We start from the raw sequence: 22,649 nt of genomic DNA, 5'->3' as shown, positions 1-22,649 counted from the left end.
ACTCCTTGTGGGGGGCTAGACGCCGTTGTCTGCCGGGGTGGCGCAGAACGAGCAGGAAGGGGCGGGAAAGGGCCGGGGCACCGCGCCCACTGTCCAGTGTGCGCGGTGCCCCGGATTTTTCGTACGAACGAACCCTGGAACAAAAGGGTACGAAATTACTTCAGGCCGGGGTACAGCGGGTGCTTGTCCGCAAGGGCGGTCACCCGGGCCTTCAGCGCCTCGGCGTCGAAGCCGGGCTTCAGGGTCTCGGCGATGATGTCGGCGACCTCGGCGAAGTCCTCGGCCCCGAAGCCGCGGGTCGCCAGGGCCGGCGTGCCGATGCGCAGGCCGGAGGTGACCATCGGCGGGCGCGGGTCGTTCGGAACGGCGTTCCGGTTGACCGTGATGCCGACCTCGTGGAGGCGGTCCTCGGCCTGCTGGCCGTCCAGCTCGCTGTCGCGCAGGTCGACCAGGAGCAGGTGCACGTCGGTGCCGCCGGACAGGACGGAGACGCCGTGCTGCTTCACGTCGTCCTGGACCAGCCGCTCGGCGATGATCCGGGCGCCGTCCAGGGTGCGCTGCTGGCGCTCCTTGAACTCCTCCGAGGCCGCGACCTTGAAGGAGACGGCCTTGGCCGCGATCACGTGCTCCAGCGGGCCGCCCTGGAAGCCGGGGAAGACCGAGGAGTTCAGCTTCTTGGCGAACTCCTTCTTCGCCAGGATGATGCCGCCGCGCGGTCCGCCGAGCGTCTTGTGCGTGGTGGAGGTGACCACGTCCGCGTACTCGACGGGGTTCGGGTGCAGACCCGCGGCGACCAGGCCCGCGAAGTGGGCCATGTCGACCCACAGGTAGGCCTCGACCTCGTCGGCGATCCGGCGGAACTCGGCGAAGTCCAGCTGGCGCGGGTAGGCGGACCAGCCCGCGATGATCACCTTGGGGCGGTGCTCCTTGGCGAGGCGCTCGACCTCGGCCATGTCGACCAGACCGGCCTCGTCCACGTGGTACGCCACCACGTTGAACTGCTTGCCCGAGAAGTTCAGGCGCATGCCGTGGGTGAGGTGGCCGCCGTGCGCCAGGTCCAGGCCGAGGATCGTGTCGCCGGGCTGGGCGATCGCGAACAGGGCGGCCTGGTTGGCGGAGGCGCCGGAGTGCGGCTGGACGTTGGCGTACTCGGCGCCGAACAGGTCCTTGATCCGGTCGATGGCGATCTGCTCGGCCACGTCGACGTGCTCGCAGCCGCCGTAGTAGCGGCGGCCCGGGTAGCCCTCGGCGTACTTGTTGGTGAGGACGGAGCCCTGGGCCTCCATGACGGCGACCGGAGCGAAGTTCTCCGAGGCGATCATTTCGAGGGTGGACTGCTGACGGCGGAGCTCGGCGTCGACGGCGGCGGCGACGTCCGGGTCCAGCTCGTGGAGGGGAGTGTTCAGAAGCGACATGAATCGATCCCTAGGGGTCTCGGGCCCGGTCTCAGCCGGCGGAGAACGCGGTGTACTCGTCGGCGGAGAGCAGATCGTCCGGCGTCTCCGCGACGCGCACCTTGAACAGCCAGCCACCCTCGAACGGAGCCGTGTTCACCAGCGACGGGTCGTCCACCACGTCCTGGTTGGCTTCGACGACCTCGCCGCTCACGGGGGAGTAGAGGTCGCTCACGGACTTCGTCGACTCCAGCTCGCCGCAGGTCTCGCCCGCGGAGACGGTCTGACCGACCTCGGGGAGCTGGGCGTAGACGACGTCACCGAGCGCGTTGGCCGCGAACTCCGTGATGCCGACGGTCGCGACGCCGCCCTCGGCGTCCGACAGCCACTCGTGCTCCTTGGTGTAGCGCAGCTGCTGGGGGTTGCTCATGACCTGATTCTCCTGGATCTGGGGAGTGCTGATGTACGCGGGTCTCGCGGGCTGAGACCCGGGGTGAGACGACTGCGTCACTTCTGGCGCTTGTAGAACGGCAGCGCCACGACCTCGTAGGGCTCGTGGGTGCCGCGGACGTCCACACCTACACCCTGGGTACCGGGCTCGGCGTGCGCCGCGTCCACGTAGGCGATCGCGATCGGCTTTCCGAGGGTCGGGGACGGGGCGCCCGAGGTCACCTCGCCGATGACCTCGCCGTCCTTGACGACCGAGAACCCGGCGCGCGGGACCCGGCGGCCCTCGGCGATCAGACCGACCAGCTTGCGCGGCGGCGCGCTCTCGGCGCGCTCGGCCGCGGCCTCCAGGGCCTTGCGGCCGACGAAGTCGCCCGGCTTCTCGAACTTCACGACCCGGCCCAGACCGGCGTCGAAGGGGGTGAGGGAGGTGGTCAGCTCGTGGCCGTACAGCGGCATGCCCGCCTCCAGGCGGAGCGTGTCGCGGCAGGACAGGCCGCAGGGGATCAGGCCGACGCCCTCGCCCGCCCCGGTCAGCGCCTTCCACACGGCCTCGGCGTGCTCGGGCTTCAGGAACAGCTCGAAGCCGTCCTCGCCGGTGTAGCCGGTGCGGGCGATCAGTGCGGGCAGGCCGGCGACGGTGCCGGGCAGACCGGCGTAGTACTTCAGCCCGTCCAGATCGGCGTCGGTGAGCGACTTCAGGATGCCGGGGGACTCCGGGCCCTGGACCGCGATCAGGGCGTACGCGTCGCGGTCGTCGCGGACCTCGGCGTCGAAGCCCTCGGAGCGGGCGACGAGGGCGTCCAGGACGATCTGGGCGTTGGAGGCGTTCGCGACGACCATGTACTCGGTCTCGCCGAGGCGGTACACGATCAGGTCGTCGAGGATGCCGCCGTCCTCCTGGCAGATCATCGTGTAGCGGGCGCGGCCGTTACCCACGGTGGAGATGTTGCCGACGAGGGCGAAGTCCAGCAGGTCGACGGCCTGCGGGCCGGTGACGGTGATCTCGCCCATGTGGGAGAGGTCGAAGAGGCCGGCCTTGGTGCGCACGGCGTTGTGCTCGTCGCGCTCGCTGCCGTAGCGCAGCGGCATGTCCCAGCCGGCGAAGTCGGTCATGGTCGCGCCCAGCGAACGATGCAGGGCATCGAGGGCGGTCAGACGGGGGGCAGTGCTCATGGGGTGGCTCCCGGGTCCCAAGGGCGTGATCGGTGGGGAAAACATGACGGGCGAGGACGTCCTCCCCATCTGTCATGGAACCTGAGAGGTTCACCGAGGGCATCCTCGGCTTGCACCTTGGGTGGGGACACCGGGGGCGTCCCGCTTTTCAGATCTGCCTCATCCACGCGGTATCGGGGCCTGAGAGATTCAAGGGAGGGTCTTGCTCCTTCGGCGCCCGGACGCACTCGGCGGTCCGGAACTCTCCCGCGCGGATTCGAGCGGCCGGTATGCGATTGTGCGGCGACTGTGCGCGCCTGGCGGGCACATCATTGCATGCGGGGTCGGCGGGGCAAATCGCTTGTGCCTCATTACTCTTTCTTTACACTTCCTGGGCAAGGGTCTCCTCAGGTCTCCGGAGACCTGAGGAGGGGGAAGGCGATGACGATCCACCACACCGGTGCGTACGCGACGAGCACCGGCATACCGTCCCAGCGGGCCCGAGCCCGGAGCCGCGGTCGCGGCCGGCTGCTGCGGGACCTGCGCGCACGCGGCGGTCGGGGCCCCCGCGCCCTCACCTTCGCCCCCGGTGACCTGGTGGTCGTCTCCGGGCTGCCGGGCAGCGGCAAGTCCACCCTGATGAAGCGCGCCGCGGAGGGCCTCGGCATCGACTCCCAGGACGCCCGTGAGCGCTGGGAGGCCCGGATGCCCCGCATCCTCCCGTACGCCCTCTACCGCCCCCTGGTCCGGCTCGCGCACTACGCGGGACTGCGCCGCGCCCTGCGCTCCGGCGCCGGGCTGGTCGTCCACGACTGCGGCACCCAGGCATGGGTGCGCGGCTGGCTGGCCCGCGAGGCGCGACGGCGCGGCCGGGCCCTGCACCTGCTCCTCCTCGACGTCACCCCGGACACCGCGCGGGCCGGCCAGCGGGCCAGGGGGCGGGGCGTCTCCGCGTACGCCTTCGCCCGCCACCGCCGGGCCGTCGGCCGGCTGTTGCGGGCCGCCGAGTCCGGCAGCCTGCCGCACGGCTGCGCCTCGGCGACCCTGCTCGACCGGGCCGCCGCCGACGCCCTCCGCGCGATCGGCTTCCGCGAGGCGGCCTGACGGGGCGACGACTTGACGGGGCGACGACTTGACGGGGCGGCGAACTGACGGGGCGGCGACCCGGCGGAAGGAGGCGGACCCGGCGGAAGGAGGCGGACCCGACGGAGCAACCGGGGGATCCGGACGGCGAGGACCGCTTTGGAGCACCCCGGAGCGCCCCGGAGCGGCCGTGCACGGTCTTCTCGTGGCCTTCCCGGCGGGCCGCCGCCCCCGAGTACGCCCTCGGAGCCCCGGCGGGGCCGCCCGTGCGGCCGTCGAGCGGTGGTGGCGAGGGGCGCGGGGCACGGGCGGTGTCCCGCACGTCCGGGGACGCCCGTACCCTTCCCTTTTGGCCACGCCGGTGCCGGGGCGGCGTTAGGGTGCTGCCCGGCGGCCGGTGCGGCAGGCCGTGCGAGAGGGGAAAGGCGACCGTGGACGTGACGTGGCCGGGCAATGAGCTCGAAGAGGTCCTTGCCGCCTCACTCGGCAACTCGGAGGCCGGCGGCCGACTGGTCGAGGCGTTGGGGCGCAGCCAGGTCTGGGTCCCCCTGCCCAACGGCGGCGGCCCGGAGAGCCGCGACCTCGACCTCGCCACCATGGAGATCGACGGCGTGGCCTACGTCCCCGTCTTCAGCTCCGAGCAGCAGTTCCTCGCCTGCGTGGGTGACCACATGTCGTTCACCGTGGCCCCGGCCCGCGACTTGGCCCGCGGTCTGCCCCCGCAGCTCGGCATCGCCCTGAACCCCGGCGGCACCGTCGGCGTCCCGCTGCCCCCGCCCGCCGTCGCCGAACTCTGCCGCGCCGGGCGCACCCCGCTCGACGGCCCCGCCAGCGGCGGACGCGTCCGGCTCTTCGAACCCGACTGGCAGGACGACCCGGTCGACTTCCTCGCCGCCGCCTCCGCCGAGTTCGAGGCCGTCGGCGTCGTCACCACCGCCCGCCGTGCCCTCGCCAGCGTCGAGGGCACCGAACCGGCCCTCTTCATCGGCGTCCAGCTCTCCCACTGGGAGGGCGCCGACCGCACCGCCCCCCTGGACGCCCTGGGCCGGGCGCTCGGCCGCGTCGAGGTCGCCTGGCCGGTCAACCTCATCCTGCTGGACGTGGCGCAGGACCCGGTCGGCGACTGGATGGTGGAGCGGGTGCGCCCCTTCTACCAGCGCGCCGGCGTGTGAGCGGCATCCTGTTTAAGCTGGACCGACTCGATTGCTGGACAGACGTACGTGGTGGACGGAAGAGGGGCGGGACCGAGGGTGAGCGCGTCAGGCACCGCTGCGACCGGACAGGTCGAGCACATGCTGCGCCAGGTGGCACCCGGACGCTACGACGCGTACGAGCAGTTGCTGCACGCCCTGGTGGACGGCGAGCTCTGGATGCTGCTCTGGCAGGGCGCACCCGGCTCGCCCGACGCCCAGTACGGGAACATGGAGGTCGACGGCTACGGCTACGCGCCCTGCGTCACCTCCGCCCAGGAGTTCGCCGTCGCCGGCTGGAACCGGGCCCATGAGCGCGTCACCGGCCGCGAGATCGCCCGTGCCCTCTATCCGGACCGCTGGGGCATCTGGCTCAATCCGCACGCCCCGGGCGGCGGCGTGGGCATTCCCTGGGCCGACCTCCGTCGGATCGCCACCGGTCTCGACCGGATGCCGGCCGGGCCGCTGCGCGTCACCGAGCCCGCCCTGGAGATCCCGCAGTTCTACGCCCTGCTCACGCAGAACGCGCACCGCACCCCGGTCATCCGGTCCTTGCGCCGCGGATGGGTGCAGCCTGCACTCGGTTCCGCGTACCTGGTCATCGGCCTCGACCTCTACGACACCTCCCCGGCGGCCGTCGACACCGTCCGCTCGATGATGCGCCAGTCGATCGGTGCGGTGCCCGAGGGCCTGCCCGTCTCGACGGTCGCGCTCTCCGACGCGTACGACCCGGTCGCGCTGTGGCTGCGGGCCAACGCGCGGCCGTTCTACGACCGCGAGGCGCACGGCGGGCGCGGACCGGCCGCCGCCCCGGGGTACGGATATCCGCCGCCGGCGCCGTCCGGATACTGAGACGTCACCCCCGCGCCCTTGTCGCCGAAGGCCTCCGGAACCCACTCCGGAGGCCTTCGTTCACCCCAATTGGTCAGCTCACGGCACTGGTTGAGTGACATGTCCGATTGCGCGGAAGAGAGCCCCGGTTGGTCCGCTCACGTGGTCACGACGTCCGGATAACGGAAGTCGCAGCACCGCATCACGTTTGAGCAAACATTCCCCGTCAGGTCTGGCGGGTGATCGTGAGCACATTGAAGACTCCCCGGAACACCGGGCGTTCGGCCGCTTTCGGGCCGGTGCCCTGCAGGGTTGTTCCACCGAGCCGCTATCCGCGGCGGGCAAGGGCCGGCTACCGGCGGCCGAGAGGGGTCCTCAGCACGATGACGGCACCACTGCACGAGACGAGTGCGGGCGAGGCGACCGCCACCGTCGACGGCGAGCCCGACGCTCCCGGCACTCCGGACAACTCCGGTACTCCCGGCAAGGCGATCGAAGGGCGCTCGCCGCTCAAGATCGCCTGGAACCGGCTCAAGCGCGACAAGTTGGCCCTCGCGGGCGCGTGCGTCGTCGTCTTCCTCGTCTTCGTCGCGATCTTCGCGCCGGTGATCGTCGCCCTGCTGGGCCACCCGCCGGACGAGTTCCACGAGGACCAGATCGACCCGCTGTTCGGCACCCCGGTCGGTTCCTGGGGCGGCATCAACGCCGACTTCCTGTTCGGCGTCGAGCCCGTCAACGGCCGCGATGTCTTCAGCCGGATCGTCTACGGCGCACGGATCTCGCTGCTCGTGGCCTTCCTCGCCGCCCTCTTCGCGGTCTTCCTCGGCACGCTCCTCGGCATCGTCGCCGGCTTCTTCGGCGGTTGGATCGACGCGGTCCTCAGCCGCATCATGGACGTGATGCTGGCCTTCCCGCAGCTGCTCTTCACCATCGCCCTGGTCTCGGTGCTCCCCAACGAGCTCCTCGGCCTGGACGGTTCGGGTGTCCGCATCGCCGCCCTGGTCCTGGTGATCGGCTTCTTCGGCTGGCCCTACATCGGACGCATCGTCCGGGCCCAGACGCTCAGCCTGCGCAACCGCGAGTACGTCGAGGCCGCCCAGAGCCTGGGAGCCGGCCGCTTCTACATCCTGGTGCGCGAGCTGCTGCCCAACCTGGTCGCGCCGATCACGGTCTACTCGACCCTGATGATCCCCACCAACATCCTCACCGAAGCGGCGCTCAGCTTCCTCGGTGCGGGTGTCAAGCCGCCCACCGCCTCGTGGGGACAGATGCTCTCGAAGGCCGTGAACACCTATGAGTCGGACCCGCTGTTCATGGTGATCCCCGGCCTCGCCATCTTCATCACCGTCCTGGCGTTCAACCTCTTCGGCGACGGCGTGCGCGACGCGTTCGACCCGAAGGGCTCCCGCTGACGTTCGCCGACGACACGCAAGACCCGCCCCTGCCGCTGGCGACAGGAGGCTCATCCCCAAAACGGCGGAATCACTCCAAGGCCCGCCACTAACCCGGAGGTTGCTGGACCCATGCTCAAGAGCTCTCAGCGCAGAATTGCCGCGGGTGCGCTGCTCGCCGCGGCCACCATGGTCGTCACGACCGCCTGTGGCGGCGGCAAGGGCGGCGACGACACGGGCAAGGGCGGCGACCTCGCCTTCAACGGCGGGGTGAACAAGGTCCTCAACGCCTCGGACAAGAAGGGCGGCGAGCTGAAGTTCATCGGCTCGCAGGAGGCCGACTCGTGGGACCCGCAGCGCGGTTACTACGGCTTCATGTGGGACTTCTCCCGCTACTACGCCCGTCAGCTGGTCACCTTCAAGGCCGAGCCGGGCGCCGCCTCCACCGAGCTGGTCTCGGACCTCGCCACCGACACCGGCACGGTCTCGGAGGACGGCCTCACCTACACCTTCACCCTGAAGGACGGAGTGGCCTGGGAGGACGGCAAGCCGATCACCTCCAAGGACATCAAGTACGGCATCGAGCGCATCTGGGCCCAGGACGTCATCTCCGGCGGCCCGATCTACCTCCAGCAGGTCCTCGACCCCAAGGGCGAGTACCAGGGCCCCTACAAGGACACCAGCGCCGACAAGCTGGGCCTGAAGGCGATCGAGACCCCGGACGACAAGACCATCGTCTTCAAGCTGCCGGTCGCCAACGGTGACTTCCTGCAGATGCTGGCCATGCCCTCCGCCTCCCCGGTCCGCGCCGACAAGGACACCGGCGCCAAGTACGGCCTGAAGCCCTTCTCCTCCGGCCCGTACAAGTGGCAGGAGTACACCCCCAACAAGTCCATCCTCCTCGTCCGCAACGACAAGTGGGACGCCAAGACGGACACCGTCCGCAAGGCCCTGCCGGACAAGGTCAGCGTCACGTTCACCACGAACTCCGACGACATGGACAACCGCCTGATCGAGGGCGAGTACGACCTCGACATCAACGCCACCGGCGTCGGCAGCGCGGCCCGCCAGAAGGTGCTCCAGCAGTACAAGGGCAACGTCGACAACCCGCAGACCGGCTTCATCCGCTACGCGGTCTTCCCGCAGACGGTCACGCCGAACATCGAGTGCCGCAAGGCCATGATCTACGCGGCCGACACCAAGTCCCTGCAGACCGCCCGCGGCGGCCCGCAGGCCGGTGGCGACATCGCCTCCAACATGCTGCCGCCGGCGATCAAGGGCGCCGACCCGAAGGACGACCCGTACGGCAAGCTCAGCGGCGCCCCGGACCTGGCCAAGGCCAAGGACGCGCTGAAGAAGTGCGGCAAGCCGGACGGCTTCAAGACCACGATCGCGGTCCGCAACAACAAGCCGGTCGAGATCGCCACCGCCGAGTCGATGCAGCAGGCCCTGAAGGCCGTCGGCATCGACGCCCAGATCGACCAGTTCGACGGCGCCCAGACCTCCGGCATCATCGGTTCGCCGAAGACGGTCAAGGAGAAGGGCTACGGCATCATCATCATGGGCTGGGGCGCCGACTTCCCGACCGGCCAGGGCTTCCTGCAGCCGCTCGTCGACGGCCGCTTCATCCTCCAGTCCGGCAACAACAACTTCGCCGAGCTGAACGACCCGGCCATCAACGGCCTGTTCGACCAGGCCCTCAAGGAGACCGACCCGAACAAGGCCGGCGAGCTCTACAAGCAGATCAACACGAAGGTCTCGGAGGCCGCGGTCTACCTGCCCTTCACCCACGAGAAGAACATCATCTGGCGCGGTTCGCGACTGACCAACGTCTACACGGCCGACGCCTACAACGGCCGCTACGACTACGCGTCGCTCGGCGTCGTCAAGTAATCCGACCCGCTTCACCGGCGCACCACCCGCCGCCAGGTCCGAAGGGCAGGTGATGGCCGTGCGCGGGGGCCGGGACGTCCGAGAGGGCGTTCCGGCCCCCGCCCGGCCGACCGCATGCTTGCATACATAATCCGACGGTTGATCGCCGTCGTGCTGATGCTGCTCGTCGTCACGTTCGTGACGCTCAGCATCTTCTTCCTCATTCCCAAGCTGACCGGCAGCGACCCTGCCGCGATGTTCGTCGGCAAGCAGGCGGATCCTGCCTCCATCGAGGGCGTCCGGCAGAAGCTGGGCCTGGACGAGCCGATCCTGGTGCAGTTCTGGCACTTCGTCTCCGGCATCTTCGTCGGCCGTGACTACACGGGCGGCGGCGACACCATCCACTGTGCGGCCCCGTGCTTCGGCTACTCCTTCAAGACCGAGCAGGACGTCTGGACGATGCTGGTCGACCGGGTACCGGTCACCCTCTCCATGGTCCTCGGCGCGGCCGTCGTCTGGCTGGTGATCGGCGTCTCCACCGGCGTCGTCTCCGCACTCAAGCGGGGCACGCTCGTCGACCGGGCCGCGATGGTCACCGCCCTGGCCGGCGTCTCGCTCCCCATCTACTTCACGGCCATGCTGTCGATGTTCCTCTTCCGCACCCAGCTCGGCTGGCTCGACGCCAAGTACGTGCCGATCTCCGAGTCCGCGGGCGAGTGGTTCATGGGCCTCCTGCTCCCCTGGGTGACCCTGGCCTTCCTGTACGCGGCGATGTACGCCCGGCTCACCCGCGCCACCATGCTGGAGGTGCTCGGCGAGGACTACATCCGCACGGCCCGCGCCAAGGGCCTTACCGAGCCGGTGGTGCTCGGCAAGCACGCCATGCGCTCCACCATGACCCCCATCCTGACCATCTTCGGCATGGACCTGGGCGCCCTCGTCGGCGGCGCGGTCCTGACCGAGACCGCGTTCAACCTCTCCGGGCTCGGCAACGCCGCCTTCAAGGCGGTCAGTGACCGCGACCTCCCGGTGATCCTCGCGGTCACCCTCATCACGGCCGCCTGCGTGGTCATCGCCAACCTCCTGGTGGACCTGCTGTACGCGGTGATCGACCCCCGAGTGAGGCTCGCATGACGGACAAGCTGTCGAAGACCGGCGCGGCGCTCGACGAGACCTCCCCGGCCGAGGGCCGCGCGGTGGAACGGGCCGTGTCGCAGGACGCCCCGTCCAACGCCTTCCTGGACGTGCGCGACCTGAAGATCCACTTCCCGACCGACGACGGCCTGGTGAAGTCGGTGGACGGCATCACCTTCCAGCTGGAGAAGGGCAAGACCCTCGGCATCGTGGGCGAGTCCGGCTCCGGCAAGTCGGTCACCTCGCTCGGCATCATGGGCCTCCACACGGTCGGCCAGTACGGCCGGCAGAAGGCCCGGATCTCCGGCGAGATCTGGCTCAACGGACGCGAGCTGCTCTCCGCCGACGCGGACACCGTGCGCCGGATGCGCGGCCGCGAGATGGCGATGATCTTCCAGGACCCGCTGTCCGCGATGCACCCCTACTACACGGTGGGGCACCAGATCGTGGAGGCCTACCGGGTCCACCACGACGTCGACAAGAAGACCGCGCGCAAGCGGGCCGTCGAGCTGCTCGACCGGGTGGGCATCCCGGAGCCGGCCAAGCGGTTCGACAACTACCCGCACGAGTTCTCCGGCGGCATGCGCCAGCGCGCGATGATCGCGATGGCGCTGGTCAACAACCCCGAGCTGCTCATCGCCGACGAACCGACCACCGCGCTCGACGTGACGGTCCAGGCCCAGATCCTCGACCTGATCCGGGACCTGCAGAAGGAGTTCGGCTCCGCGGTCATCATCATCACCCACGACCTCGGCGTGGTCGCCGAGATCGCCGACGACATCCTGGTGATGTACGGCGGCCGGTGCGTGGAGCGCGGCTCCGCCGAGGACGTCTTCTACGAGCCGCAGCACCCCTACACCTGGGGCCTGCTCGGCTCCATGCCCCGCATCGACCGGGAGCAGACCGAGCGCCTGATCCCCGTCAAGGGCAACCCGCCCAGCCTCATCAACGTCCCCAGCGGCTGTGCCTTCAACCCGCGCTGCCCCTACGCGGACGTGCCGAAGGACGGCATCACCCGGACCGTGCGCCCCGAACTGCTGGAGATCGGCAGCGGCCACTACTCGGCCTGCCACATGTCGCAGGAGGAGCGCACCCGCATCTGGACCGAAGAGATTGCGCCGAAGCTGTGAGCGACAACAAGAGCACCGAGCCCCTGCTCAAGGTCAGCGGCCTGCAGAAGCACTTCCCCATCCGGAAGGGCCTGCTCCAGCGTCAGTCCGGCGCGGTCAAGGCGGTCGACGGGCTCGACTTCGAGGTCTACCCCGGTGAGACCCTCGGCGTCGTCGGCGAGTCCGGCTGCGGCAAGTCCACGATGGGACGGCTGATCACCCGTCTCCTCGAACCGACCGGCGGCAGCATCGAGTTCCAGGGCACGGACATCTCCCACCTCGGGGTGGCACAGATGCGTCCGCTGCGCCGGGACGTGCAGATGATCTTCCAGGACCCGTACGGCTCGCTGAACCCGCGCCACACGGTCGGCTCGATCGTCTCGGCTCCCTTCCGGCTCCAGGGCGTCGAGCCCGAGGGCGGCGTGAAGAAGGAGGTCCAGCGCCTCCTCGGCCTGGTGGGCCTGAACCCGGAGCACTACAACCGCTACCCGCACGAGTTCTCCGGCGGCCAGCGCCAGCGCATCGGCATCGCCCGCGCGCTCGCCCTCAAGCCGAAGCTCGTCGTCGCGGACGAGCCGGTCTCCGCCCTCGACGTCTCCATCCAGGCGCAGGTCGTCAACCTCCTGGACGACCTCCAGGACGAGCTGGGCCTCACCTATGTGTTCATCGCCCACGACCTGTCGGTCGTCCGGCACGTCTCGGACCGCATCGCGGTGATGTACCTGGGCAAGATCGTGGAGCTGGCGGACCGCAAGTCCCTGTACGAGGCGCCCCTGCACCCGTACACCCGGGCCCTGATGTCCGCGGTGCCGATCCCGGACCCGCGCCGCCGGGGAGCGAAGAGCGAGCGCATCCTGCTCAAGGGCGACGTGCCGTCCCCGATCGCCCCGCCGCCGGGCTGCCGCTTCCACACCCGTTGCTGGAAGGCGACGGACCTGTGCCGGACCCAGGAGCCCGCGCTCCTGGAGCTCCGCCCGGGGCAGCGCGTGGCCTGCCACCACCCGGAGGAGCAGGAGGGCGTGACCGTCCCGGAGGCCCGCCGACCGGTGGACATCGCCCTCACGAAGAAGCCGGAGGACGCGGCTGCCGCCGAGGAGCCGGCACAGACCGCTCCGGAGGCCGGGCCCACCGAGGCCGGGCCCACCGAGGCCGGGCCCACCGAGGCCGGTGCCGAGGGCGACGCGCCGAAGGCCTGACGGGACCGCCCGCGGGGCCCCGCCGCCGGACGGCGACGGGGCCCCACTGCTTCCCCGCACGGGGGGGGAGGGGACGTCGAGCCCGCCCTCCTCCGCGGCGCACGCTTCCCCGTCCCCGCCCCTCCCGTGGCGGGCCTTCTTCCCGGGGCGCCCCTCCTGCGTGCCGGCACCGGTGGGACCGCGGACGGGCCCACCGGGAAGCAACGGGACAATGGGGCGGTGCTCCACGAACTGTTCACCCCCTCGGTACAACACGCCCTCGACCTCGTCGGCATCTTCGTCTTCGCCATCTCGGGCGCCCTCCTCGCCGTCCGCAAGAACTTCGACGTCTTCGGCATCGCCGTCCTCGCGGAGGTCACCGCCCTCGGCGGCGGCCTCTTCCGCGACCTGATCATCGGCGCCGTACCCCCCGCCGCCTTCACGGACCTCGGCTACTTCCTGATGCCGCTGATCGCGGCGGTCCTGGTCTTCTTCCTCCACCCGGAGGTCGAGCGCACCCAGACCGCCGTCAACGTCTTCGACGCCGCGGGGCTGGGACTCTTCTGCGTGACCGGTACGACGAAGGCGTACGAGTACGGCCTCGGCCTCACCTCCTCCGCCGCGCTCGGCCTGGCGACGGCCGTCGGCGGCGGTGTCCTGCGGGACGTGCTGGCGAACGAGGTCCCGTCGCTGCTGCGCTGGGACCGCGACCTGTACGCCGTGCCGGCGATCGTGGGCGCGACGATGGTGGTGCTCTGCATCCGCTTCGACGTGCTCAACGCCTTCACCAGCGGCGCCGCCGTGCTCACCGCCTTCACGCTCCGTCTCCTCGCGATGCGCTACCACTGGCGCGCCCCGCGCGCCTGGAACCGTCGCTCCGCCGCCCGCGAGGAGGACGTCGAAAAAGCTACCGCTCAGTAGTTTCCTGCTGTACCGTCGGCGGCATGAGCACGAGCACCGAGACGAGCCCCGCCGCGGCCGTCGCCGCATCGAGCGAGTTCGACCGCGACACCGCCGTCACCCTTCGGGAACCGGGCGTCTACGACGCCGACCTCTCCGCCGGCTGGACGATCATCCAAGCCGTCAACGGCGGCTACCTCCTCGCACTGCTCGGCCGCGCCCTCGGTGACCACCTCCCGCACCCCGACCCGTTCACGATCTCGGCGCACTACCTCACGCCCTCCGTGCCCGGACCCGCGGTGATCAGGACCCAGACCGTCCGCACCGGTCGCACCCTCTCCACCGGGCAGGCCTCGCTCTTCCAGTACGCCGAGGACGGCACCGAGGTCGAACGCATCCGCGTCCTCGCCTCGTACGGCGACCTCGACGCCCTCACCGAAGACGTCCGCACCTCCGCGACGCCCCCGGCGATGGCGCCGATCGAGAACTGCTTCAGCGCCGCCGACAACCCCGCCCCGAGGATCCCCGGCTCCTCCGCCATCGCCGACCGGCTCGACCTCCGCCTCGATCCGGCCTGCGTCGGCTGGGCGGTCGGAGCCCCCTCCGGCAAGGGCGAGATGCGGGCCTGGTTCGGCCTGGCCGACGGCCGCGAGCCCGACGCCCTCTCGCTCCTGCTCGCGGTCGACGCCCTGCCGCCGACCTCCTTCGAGCTGGGCCTCAAGGGCTGGACCCCGACCGTCGAGCTGACCACGCACGTCCGCTGCCGCCCGGCCCCCGGACCACTGCGGGTCTCGATCACCACCCGGAACCTCGCCGGCGGTTTCCTGGAGGAGGACGCCGACGTCTGGGACAGCGCCGGTCGTCTGGTCGCCCAGTCCCGTCAACTGGCCCGCGCCCCGCGCGACTGAACCGCCGCACGACCGCCGCCCGGCCCGCCGGGGCCTCCGCCGGCCCTGCTCCCGGGCGGTCGGGCGGGGGCGGCCGCTCCCCGGGCGGCCGGGACGTACGGGTCGGCCACCGGCAAGAACGGGCCGGGCGCCGGGCCGCCGTACCCGGGCTCGTAGAATCGACCCACCATGGCTTACCTCGACCACGCCGCGACCACGCCCATGCTGCCCGAGGCGATCGAGGCGATGACCGCCCAGCTCGCCGTCACGGGCAACGCCTCCTCCCTGCACGCCGCCGGACGGCGGGCCCGGCGGACCGTCGAGGAGGGGCGCGAGACCCTCGCCGCCGCACTCGGCGCACGACCGAGCGAGGTCGTCCTCACCTCCGGCGGCACGGAGGCGGACAACCTCGCCGTGAAGGGCCTGTACTGGTCCCGGTGCGACGCCGACCCCCGCCGCACCCGCGTCCTGGCGAGCCCGGTCGAGCACCACGCCGTCCTCGACGCCGTCGACTGGCTCGCCACCCACGAGGGCGCCACCGTCGAGTACCTCCCGGTCGACCGCCACGGCCGGGTGCACGCCGAGGCCCTGCGCGAGGCGATCGCCCGCGATCCCGAGTCCGTCGCCCTGGCCACCGTCATGTGGGCCAACAACGAGATCGGCACCCTCATGCCGGTCCGTCAGCTCGCCGACGTCGCAGCTGAGTTCGACGTCCCCCTCCACGCCGACGCCGTCCAGGCCGTGGGGCAGGTTCCGGTCGACTTCGCCGCCTCCGGACTCGCCGCCATGACGGTTTCCGGACACAAGATCGGCGGCCCCTACGGCATCGGTGCCCTCCTCCTGGGCCGCGAGCACACCCCCGTGCCCGTGCTGCACGGCGGCGGCCAGGAACGGCACGTCCGCTCCGGCACCCTCGACGTCCCCGCCGTCGCGGCCTTCGCCGTCGCCGCCCGGCTCGCCACCGAGGGCCAGGAGGACTTCGCCCGGGAGGTCGGCGCCCTGCGCGACGCGCTCGTCAGCGCCATCCGCACGGTCGTCCCCGACGCGATCCTCGGGGGAGATCCGGTGGACCGGCTCCCCGCCAATGCGCACTTCACCTTCCCCGGCTGCGAGGGCGACTCCCTGCTCCTGCTGCTCGACGCGGCCGGCATCGCCTGTTCCACCGGCTCCGCCTGCACCGCCGGCATCGCCCAGCCCAGTCACGTCCTGCTCGCCACCGGCACCGATCCGGACCTGGCCCGGGGCACCCTGCGCTTCTCCCTCGGCCACACCTCCACCCAGGAGGACGTGGCCGCGGTCGCCGGGGCCATCGGCCCCGCCGTCGAGCGCGCCCGCACCGCCGGGCTCAGCTGAGCAGCGCGCGCTCCTTCCGCACGAGCGTCAGATAGCGGTCCCAGTCCCAGTGCGGACCGGGATCGGTGTGGTCGGTGCCCGCGACCTCCACGTGCCCGATGATGTGCTCCCGGTCCACGGGTATCCCGTACCGGGCGCAGATGTCTGCCGTCAGCTGCGCCGACCCCGCGTACATCGCCGCCGTGAAGTCCTGCGGCCGGTCGACGTAGCCCTCGTGCTCGATGCCGATGCTGCGCTCGTTCATGTCGCGGTTGCCGGCGTGGAAGGCGACGTCGAGCTCCCGGATCATCTGCGCCACGTGCCCGTCCCTGCGGACCACGTAGTGCGCGGCGGCCCCGTGCCCCGGATTCTTGAAGACCTTCAGCGCGGTCGCGTAGCTTCCCTGGACGACGTGGATCACCACCCGGTCGATCGGGTAGTCATCCGGCCGGTCGGCCCGCCGCCAGTTGGCCCGCGCCGCCGACGTCCACTCGGCACCCTCGTGATCCAGCTCCCCCTCGACCCTCTTCCTCTGCACCCCCGGAAGCCGCCACCAGAAGCGCTCCAGCTCGTCCCCGGCCAGCGCCACCGTGCCCACTGCGGCGGCTGCACCGCCCCACAGCACGGCCCGCCGTCCCACACCCCTGTTCGACTTGCTGCCCATGTCGTGGAGAACGCTCACCGCCACGACCGCGGTTCCCGGCGCCCCGTACCCTGGTAGGGCTATGACTCAGACTCCGCCCCCGCGCCCCCTCCGCGTCCTCGCCGCCATGTCGGGCGGAGTGGACTCCGCCGTCGCCGCCGCCCGTGCCGCCGAAGCCGGTCACGACGTCACCGGCGTGCACCTCGCCCTCTCCGCGAACCCGCAGTCCTTCCGCACCGGAGCGCGCGGCTGCTGCACGATCGAGGACTCGCGCGACGCACGTCGGGCGGCCGACGTCATCGGGATCCCCTTCTACGTGTGGGACCTCGCCGAGCGCTTCCGCGAGGACGTCGTCGACGACTTCGTCGCCGAGTACGAGGCCGGCCGCACGCCCAACCCGTGCCTGCGCTGCAACGAGAAGATCAAGTTCGCGGCGCTGCTCGACAAAGCCCTCGCCCTCGGCTTCGACGCGGTCTGCACCGGCCACTACGCCACCGTCGTCCTCCGCGAGGACGGCACCCGAGAGTTGCACCGCGCCTCCGACATGGCCAAGGACCAGTCGTACGTCCTCGGCGTCCTCGACGAGAAGCAGCTCGCGCACGCCATGTTCCCCCTGGGCGACACCCTCACCACCAAGGACGAGATCCGGGCCGAGGCCGAGCGGCGGGGGCTCGCGGTCGCCAAGAAGCCCGACAGCCACGACATCTGCTTCATCGCCGACGGCGACACCCAGGGCTTCCTCGCCGCCCGCCTGGGCAAGGCGGAGGGCGACATCGTCGACGAGGCCGGCACGAAGGTCGGCACCCACGAGGGCGCGTACGGCTTCACCATCGGCCAGCGCAAGGGCCTGCGGATCGGCCACCCGGCCGCCGACGGCAAGCCCCGCTACGTCCTCGACATCTCGCCCGTGAACAACACCGTCACCGTCGGCCCCGCCGAGGCGCTCGACGTCACCGCCCTCACCGCGATCAAGCCCCGCTGGTGCGGCACCGCCCCCGAGGGCCCCGGCCGCTACACCGCCCAGCTCCGGGCCCACGGCGAGGAGACGCCGGTGCGCGCGGCGATCGAGGACGGCGCACTGAAGGTCGTCTTCGACGGGCCCGTCCGCGGCGTGGCGCCCGGCCAGGCGATCGTCCTGTACGACGGCACGCGCGTGGTGGGCTCGGCGACGATCGCCGCGACCACCCGGCGCACGGCCGCACCGACCACGGCCTAGGCGCCCGGCCCGGTGAGGACGGCGCCTCGGCCGGCGGGTGACCGGCCGCCGACCGCGCTGCGGCAGTGCCGGTGGTCGTAGGCGTGGCCGCCGGAGCCCGCCGCCTGACGACCCCCCCCGCCACGACCCCTACGGTGGGACCCGTGAACATCTGCGTCTTCCTCTCCGCCGCCGACCTCGACGAGCGCTACACCGTTCCGGCCCGGGAGTTCGCCGGCCTGCTCGGCAAGGCCGGCCACACCCTGGTCTGGGGCGGCTCCGACACCGGGCTCATGAAGGTCGTCGCGGACGGCGTCCGGGAGGCGGGCGGCCGGCTGCTCGGCGTCTCCGTCGACTTCCTCGCCCACAAGGCCCGCCCGGACGCGGACGAGATGCTCTTCGCCGGGGACCTCGCCGAACGCAAGGCACTGCTCCTCGCCACGTCCGACGCGGTCGTGGTCATGGTCGGCGGCACGGGCACCCTCGACGAGGCCACCGAGGTCCTGGAACTGAAGAAGCACGGCAAACACTCCAAGCCGGTCGTCCTCCTCAACAGCGCCGGCTTCTACGACGGCCTCAAGGCCCAGTTCCTCCGGATGGAGGCCGAAGGCTTCCTCCCCCTCCCGCTCACCGACCTCGTCCTCTTCGCCGACGACGGTCCGACGGCCCTCGCGTTCCTGGAGGCCGGGATCGGCTCCCGCTGATGGGACGATGGCTCCCATGGCTACACATGTGATCACCGGAGCGGGTTCCGGCATCGGCGCGGCCGTCGCCCGCCGCCTTCACGCGCGCGGGGACGAACTCGTCCTCCACGCGCGCGACGCGGGCCGGGCCAAGGAGCTCGCCGCGCAGTTCCCCGGAGCGCGGACGCTCGTCGGGGACCTCGCCGACCCGGACCGGCTGTCCTGGGCGTTCTCGCACCAGAGCCTCCCGGAACGGGTGGACGGCCTGCTGCACGTCGCGGGCGTCGTCGACCTCGGGCCGGTCGGGGACCTCACCCCGAAGACCTGGCACCACCAGCTGAATGTCAACCTGGTCGCCCCGGCCGAGCTGACCCGGCACTTCCTGCCCCAACTGCGGGTCGCCCAGGGGCACGTCGTCTTCGTGAACTCGGGTGCCGGGCTCCACGCGCACGCCGAGTGGGCCGCGTACGCCGCCTCCAAGCACGGCCTCAAGGCGCTCGCGGACTCGCTGCGCCACGAGGAGCACGCCAACGGGGTGCGGGTGACCTCGGTCTACCCGGGCCGCACCGCCAGCCCCATGCAGGAGAAGGTGCACCGGCAGGAGGGCAAGGAGTACGACCCGTCGAGGTGGATCGATCCCGAGTCGGTCGCGACGGCGGTCCTCGCCGCGATCGACCTGCCGCGGGACGCCGAGATCAACGACCTCACCGTGCGTCCGGGGCGGTAGGCGTGGACGACACGAAGCTCTGGGGTTCGGCCACCGGCGTCGGCTCCCTGCCGGGCGGCGACGCGCGCGAGGCGGCCAAGACGGTCACTGGTTCCTTCGAGGACTTCCCGTTCCTCGCCGAGTTGCCCGCGCGGGGACCCGGCGCCGACATGATCGGCCGGACGATCGGCATGCTCGTCGACCTGTACGCGCACGTGGAGCCGAGCGGCTGGCGGATCAGCGACCGGCCCGGTCGCGACACCCGCCGGGCCCGTTCCTGGCTCGGTGAGGACCTCGACGCCCTGGAGGAGTTCACCCAGGGCTACGAGGGACCGCTCAAGGTCCAGGCCGTGGGCCCGTGGACGCTCGCCGCGGCCCTGGAGCTGCGCGGCGGCGAGGTCGCCCTCGGTGACACCGGCGCCTGCCGCGACCTGGCCGGTTCCCTCGCCGAGGGCCTTCGCGCGCACCTGGCGGAGCTGCGCAAGCGGGTCCCGGGGGCCCGACCGGTCCTCCAGCTCGACGAGCCCTCGCTCACCGCCGTGCTGCAGGGCCGGGTCCGCACCGCCAGCGGCTACCGCACCCACCGGGCCGTCGACCGGCAGGTCGTGGAGAGCGCCCTGCGGGACGTGGTCGCCGTCCACGACGGTCCCGTGACCGTTCACACCTGCGCCCCCGAAGTCCCCTTCGGGCTGCTGCGGAGGGCCGGGGTCGACGGCGTCTCGTTCGATTTCGGCCTGCTCACCGAGCGTGACGAGGAGTCGATCGGTGAGGCGGTGGAAGCGGGCACGAAGCTCTTCACCGGTGTGGTTCCGTCCACCGATGCGGCATTGTCAGACCCGGGCGGTAGCGTCATGGGTGTCAGGACGCTGTGGCGCAGGCTGGGGCTGGATCCGGGGACTCTCGCCGAGTCGGTGGTCGTCACGCCGACCTGCGGTCTCGCGGGCGCTTCCCCCGGTTACGCCCGGGCGGCGCTCGCCCATTGCGTCCGGGCGGCGAGATCGCTCGCGGACAACCCAGAGTGACCGGGTTTCGAAGGACGGGAGGACGGACGAAGTGGCAGTCGAGCAGGGGGCCCTGCCCGCCGAGGCACGGGAGAAGCACGCCGAGCTGGCCGAGCAGGTCGAGGAGCACCGCTTCCGCTACTACGTGAAGGACCAGCCGGTCATCAGCGACGGCGAGTTCGACGGGCTCTTGCGGGCGCTCGAAGCACTGGAGGAGCAGTATCCGGAGCTGCGGACGCCGGACTCGCCGACCCAGAAGGTCGCCGGTCAGTACGAGACCGAGTTCACGGCCGTCCAGCACCGGGAGCGGATGCTCTCCTTGGACAACGCCTTCGACGACGAGGAGTTGGCCACCTGGGCCGAGCGGGTCGCACGGGACGTCGGCACGTCCGACTTCCGCTTCCTGTGCGAGCTGAAGGTCGACGGCCTCGCGGTGAACCTCACGTACGAGCACGGGCGGCTGACCCGGGCCGCCACCCGCGGCGACGGCCGCACCGGCGAGGACATCACGCCCAACGTCCGCACGATCGCGGACGTCCCCGAGCGGCTGCACGGCGACCGGGTGCCGGAGCTCGTCGAGGTCCGGGGCGAGGTCTACTTCCCGATGGAGGGCTTCGAGGCGCTCAACGCGCGCCTGGTCGAGGGCGGTGACAAGCCCTTCGCCAATCCACGGAACGCGGCGGCGGGTTCGCTGCGGCAGAAGGATCCGAAGGTCACCGCTTCCCGCCCGCTGCACATGGTCGTGCACGGCATCGGTGCCCGGGAGGGCTTCGAGGTCTCGCGGCTCTCGGAGACCTACGAACTGCTCCACGAGTGGGGCCTGCCCACCGCCCGGCACAACAAGGTGGTCGACTCGCTCGACGGGGTGCGGGAGTTCATCGCGCACTTCGGGGAGAACCGGCACTCCGTGGAGCACGAGATCGACGGGGTCGTCGTCAAGCTCGACGAGATCCCGCTCCAGGGTCGGTTGGGCTCCACGGCGCGCGCCCCGCGCTGGGCGATCGCCTGGAAGTACGCGCCGGAGGAGGTGAACACCAAGCTGATCGACATCAAGGTCGGCGTCGGTCGCACCGGGCGCGTCACCCCGTACGCACAGGTGGAGCCGGTCACGGTCGCCGGTTCCGAGGTGGAGTTCGCCACCCTCCACAACCAGGAGGTGGTGAAGGCGAAGGGCGTGTTGATCGGCGACACGGTCGTCCTGCGCAAGGCCGGCGACGTCATTCCGGAGATCCTCGGCCCGGTCGCCGACCTGCGGGACGGCACCGAGCGGGAGTTCGTGATGCCGGTCGAGTGCCCGGAGTGCGGGACGCCGCTGAAGGCGATGAAAGAGGGTGACATCGACCTCCGTTGTCCGAACGCCCGGACCTGTCCGGCCCAGTTGCGCGAGCGCCTGTTCTTCCTGGCCGGTCGGCAGTGCCTGGACATCGAGAACTTCGGTGCCGTGGCCGCCGCCGCCCTCACCCGGCCCCTGGAGCCGGCCGAGCCGCCGCTGACCGACGAGGGCGACCTCTTCGACCTCACCATCGAGCAGCTCCTCCCCATCAAGGCGTACGTCCTCGACCAGGACAGCGGACTGCCCAAGCGGGACCCGAAGACCGGCGAGGAGAAGATCGTCACGGTCTTCGCCAACCAGAAGGGCGAGCCCAGGAAGAACGCCCTCGCCATGCTGGAGAACATCGCGGCGGCCAAGGAGCGCCCGCTCGCCCGTTTCATCAACGGTCTGTCGATCCGTCATGTGGGGCCGGTCGCGGCGGAGGCCCTGGCGCGTGAGTTCCGTTCGCTGGAGCGGATCGAGCAAGCGACCGAGGAGGAGCTGGCGGCCGTCGACGGGGTCGGCGGGATCATCGCCGCCGCCGTGAAGCAGTGGTTCTCCGAGGAGTGGCACCGCGAGATCGTGCGCAAGTGGCGTGCCGCCGGGGTCAGCCTGGAGGACGAGGGGGCCGGCGAGGACGAGGGGCCGCGTCCGCTGGAAGGGCTCACGGTCGTGGTCACCGGCACCCTGGAAAAGTTCACCAGGGATGGCGCAAAAGAATCGCTCCAACTGCTCGGAGCGAAGGTAACTGGTTCCGTTTCGAAGAAGACTTCCTTCGTCGTGGTCGGTGAAAACCCTGGTTCCAAGTACGACAAGGCGATGCAGCTGAAAGTTCCGGTTCTGAACGAGGAAGGCTTCTCCGTCCTGCTCGAACAAGGGCCCGAGGCGGCTCGCGAGGCCGCGGTCCCCCTCGCCGAGTAGACCCCGACAGCCCCTGGAATCTCACCCGTTCGGCTCATACCAGATGGTTACGGGTGGCCAGGTCGCATTCGGGCAAGAGAGGGAGAGCGCTGCCCGTCGAGGCCCTCGGCGGCCTAGTCTGGTAGCCGTGCGTCCAGTTCTGCACGCTCACGCGAGGGCCCCGTGGGCCGTCGCGTGAGGACAACGGCCCCGCGCGTACCTGAAGCGGTCGCCCGACAGCGGTCGTGGGGCCCCCCGGGGGCCCCCCCGCCCCCGGGCGGGCCCCCCCCCCCCCCCCCCCCCCCCCAC

At 71.1% G+C, this 22,649-nt stretch carries 20 protein-coding genes and 1 riboswitch; of the genes, 16 read left to right on the top strand and 4 right to left on the bottom strand.

The window, feature by feature from the left end; genetic code table 11:
- Nucleotides 1-155: 155 nt before the first annotated feature.
- The 3 genes from glyA to gcvT all read right to left on the bottom strand — a co-directional run bounded on the left by glyA (nucleotide 156) and on the right by gcvT (nucleotide 3,017).
- Nucleotides 156-1,415, bottom strand: a complete 1,260-nt coding sequence (gene glyA, locus ACFW2Y_RS18360; protein ID WP_384879907.1) for a serine hydroxymethyltransferase — start codon at nucleotides 1,413-1,415, stop codon at nucleotides 156-158.
- 31 nt (nucleotides 1,416-1,446) lie between these two features.
- The gene (gcvH, locus tag ACFW2Y_RS18355) at nucleotides 1,447-1,824 is read right to left on the bottom strand and encodes a glycine cleavage system protein GcvH (protein WP_384879905.1); all 378 of its coding nucleotides are present in this window, start codon (nucleotides 1,822-1,824) and stop codon (nucleotides 1,447-1,449) included.
- Nucleotides 1,825-1,901: 77 nt separating this feature from the next.
- Nucleotides 1,902-3,017: a glycine cleavage system aminomethyltransferase GcvT gene (gcvT, locus tag ACFW2Y_RS18350; protein WP_384879902.1), complete on the bottom strand. Its 1,116-nt coding sequence runs from the start codon at nucleotides 3,015-3,017 to the stop codon at nucleotides 1,902-1,904.
- 158 nt (nucleotides 3,018-3,175) lie between these two features.
- Nucleotides 3,176-3,276: riboswitch (glycine riboswitch) on the bottom strand.
- 161 nt (nucleotides 3,277-3,437) lie between these two features.
- Between gcvT and ACFW2Y_RS18345 the strand changes: the two genes are divergently transcribed.
- From ACFW2Y_RS18345 to ACFW2Y_RS18295, 11 genes are all read left to right on the top strand, one after another.
- Entirely contained in the window at nucleotides 3,438-4,100 is a 663-nt protein-coding gene (locus ACFW2Y_RS18345) for an AAA family ATPase (protein ID WP_384879899.1), read from the top strand.
- A 410-nt stretch (nucleotides 4,101-4,510) separates the two neighbouring features.
- Nucleotides 4,511-5,251, top strand: coding sequence for an enhanced serine sensitivity protein SseB (locus tag ACFW2Y_RS18340; protein ID WP_384879898.1), 741 nt, complete (start codon nucleotides 4,511-4,513; stop codon nucleotides 5,249-5,251).
- A 78-nt stretch (nucleotides 5,252-5,329) separates the two neighbouring features.
- Entirely contained in the window at nucleotides 5,330-6,121 is a 792-nt protein-coding gene (locus tag ACFW2Y_RS18335; RefSeq protein WP_384879895.1) for an enhanced serine sensitivity protein SseB C-terminal domain-containing protein, read from the top strand.
- A 362-nt stretch (nucleotides 6,122-6,483) separates the two neighbouring features.
- Nucleotides 6,484-7,512: an ABC transporter permease gene (locus ACFW2Y_RS18330; protein ID WP_384879892.1), complete on the top strand. Its 1,029-nt coding sequence runs from the start codon at nucleotides 6,484-6,486 to the stop codon at nucleotides 7,510-7,512.
- A 111-nt stretch (nucleotides 7,513-7,623) separates the two neighbouring features.
- Entirely contained in the window at nucleotides 7,624-9,384 is a 1,761-nt protein-coding gene (locus ACFW2Y_RS18325) for an ABC transporter substrate-binding protein (RefSeq protein ID WP_384879889.1), read from the top strand.
- A 114-nt stretch (nucleotides 9,385-9,498) separates the two neighbouring features.
- Entirely contained in the window at nucleotides 9,499-10,497 is a 999-nt protein-coding gene (locus tag ACFW2Y_RS18320; RefSeq protein ID WP_384879886.1) for an ABC transporter permease, read from the top strand.
- Entirely contained in the window at nucleotides 10,494-11,627 is a 1,134-nt protein-coding gene (locus ACFW2Y_RS18315; protein WP_384879883.1) for an ABC transporter ATP-binding protein, read from the top strand. Before ACFW2Y_RS18320 ends, ACFW2Y_RS18315 begins: the two co-directional genes overlap by 4 nt.
- Nucleotides 11,624-12,802, top strand: coding sequence for an ABC transporter ATP-binding protein (locus ACFW2Y_RS18310; protein ID WP_384879881.1), 1,179 nt, complete (start codon nucleotides 11,624-11,626; stop codon nucleotides 12,800-12,802). The genes ACFW2Y_RS18315 and ACFW2Y_RS18310 overlap by 4 nt, the downstream gene beginning before the upstream one ends.
- Before the next feature lie 219 nt (nucleotides 12,803-13,021).
- Nucleotides 13,022-13,702 carry a trimeric intracellular cation channel family protein gene (locus tag ACFW2Y_RS18305; RefSeq protein ID WP_384879878.1) on the top strand — a complete coding sequence of 227 codons (681 nt, stop codon included), beginning with the start codon at nucleotides 13,022-13,024 and terminating at the stop codon, nucleotides 13,700-13,702.
- A gap of 23 nt (nucleotides 13,703-13,725) precedes the next feature.
- Entirely contained in the window at nucleotides 13,726-14,589 is an 864-nt protein-coding gene (locus ACFW2Y_RS18300) for a thioesterase family protein (RefSeq protein WP_384879875.1), read from the top strand.
- A 168-nt stretch (nucleotides 14,590-14,757) separates the two neighbouring features.
- Nucleotides 14,758-15,921 carry a cysteine desulfurase family protein gene (locus ACFW2Y_RS18295; protein ID WP_384879873.1) on the top strand — a complete coding sequence of 388 codons (1,164 nt, stop codon included), beginning with the start codon at nucleotides 14,758-14,760 and terminating at the stop codon, nucleotides 15,919-15,921.
- Here the strand turns inward: ACFW2Y_RS18295 and ACFW2Y_RS18290 are convergent.
- Nucleotides 15,914-16,564, bottom strand: coding sequence for an N-acetylmuramoyl-L-alanine amidase (locus ACFW2Y_RS18290; RefSeq protein ID WP_384879926.1), 651 nt, complete (start codon nucleotides 16,562-16,564; stop codon nucleotides 15,914-15,916). The two genes, ACFW2Y_RS18295 and ACFW2Y_RS18290, sit on opposite strands and share 8 nt — an antisense overlap.
- Before the next feature lie 61 nt (nucleotides 16,565-16,625).
- On the opposite strand from ACFW2Y_RS18290, the gene mnmA reads away from it, so the two are divergent.
- From mnmA to ligA, 5 genes are all read left to right on the top strand, one after another.
- Nucleotides 16,626-17,759 carry a tRNA 2-thiouridine(34) synthase MnmA gene (gene mnmA / locus ACFW2Y_RS18285; RefSeq protein WP_384879871.1) on the top strand — a complete coding sequence of 378 codons (1,134 nt, stop codon included), beginning with the start codon at nucleotides 16,626-16,628 and terminating at the stop codon, nucleotides 17,757-17,759.
- A gap of 143 nt (nucleotides 17,760-17,902) precedes the next feature.
- Nucleotides 17,903-18,442, top strand: a complete 540-nt coding sequence (locus ACFW2Y_RS18280) for a TIGR00730 family Rossman fold protein (protein WP_384879868.1) — start codon at nucleotides 17,903-17,905, stop codon at nucleotides 18,440-18,442.
- A gap of 7 nt (nucleotides 18,443-18,449) precedes the next feature.
- Entirely contained in the window at nucleotides 18,450-19,148 is a 699-nt protein-coding gene (locus ACFW2Y_RS18275) for an SDR family oxidoreductase (RefSeq protein WP_384879865.1), read from the top strand.
- A gap of 2 nt (nucleotides 19,149-19,150) precedes the next feature.
- Nucleotides 19,151-20,149, top strand: a complete 999-nt coding sequence (locus ACFW2Y_RS18270) for a methionine synthase (protein ID WP_384879862.1) — start codon at nucleotides 19,151-19,153, stop codon at nucleotides 20,147-20,149.
- A gap of 31 nt (nucleotides 20,150-20,180) precedes the next feature.
- Nucleotides 20,181-22,361 (top strand): NAD-dependent DNA ligase LigA, encoded by a 2,181-nt coding sequence (gene ligA, locus ACFW2Y_RS18265; RefSeq protein WP_384879860.1) that lies wholly within the window; start codon nucleotides 20,181-20,183, stop codon nucleotides 22,359-22,361.
- The last annotated feature ends 288 nt before the right edge of the window (nucleotides 22,362-22,649 follow it).

The organism is Streptomyces sp. NPDC058877, assembly GCF_042742855.1.
Taxonomy (GTDB): domain Bacteria; phylum Actinomycetota; class Actinomycetes; order Streptomycetales; family Streptomycetaceae; genus Streptomyces.
The sequence above is the reverse complement of the archived record's forward strand: the minus strand, read 5'-3'. Positions and strand labels throughout refer to the sequence as shown.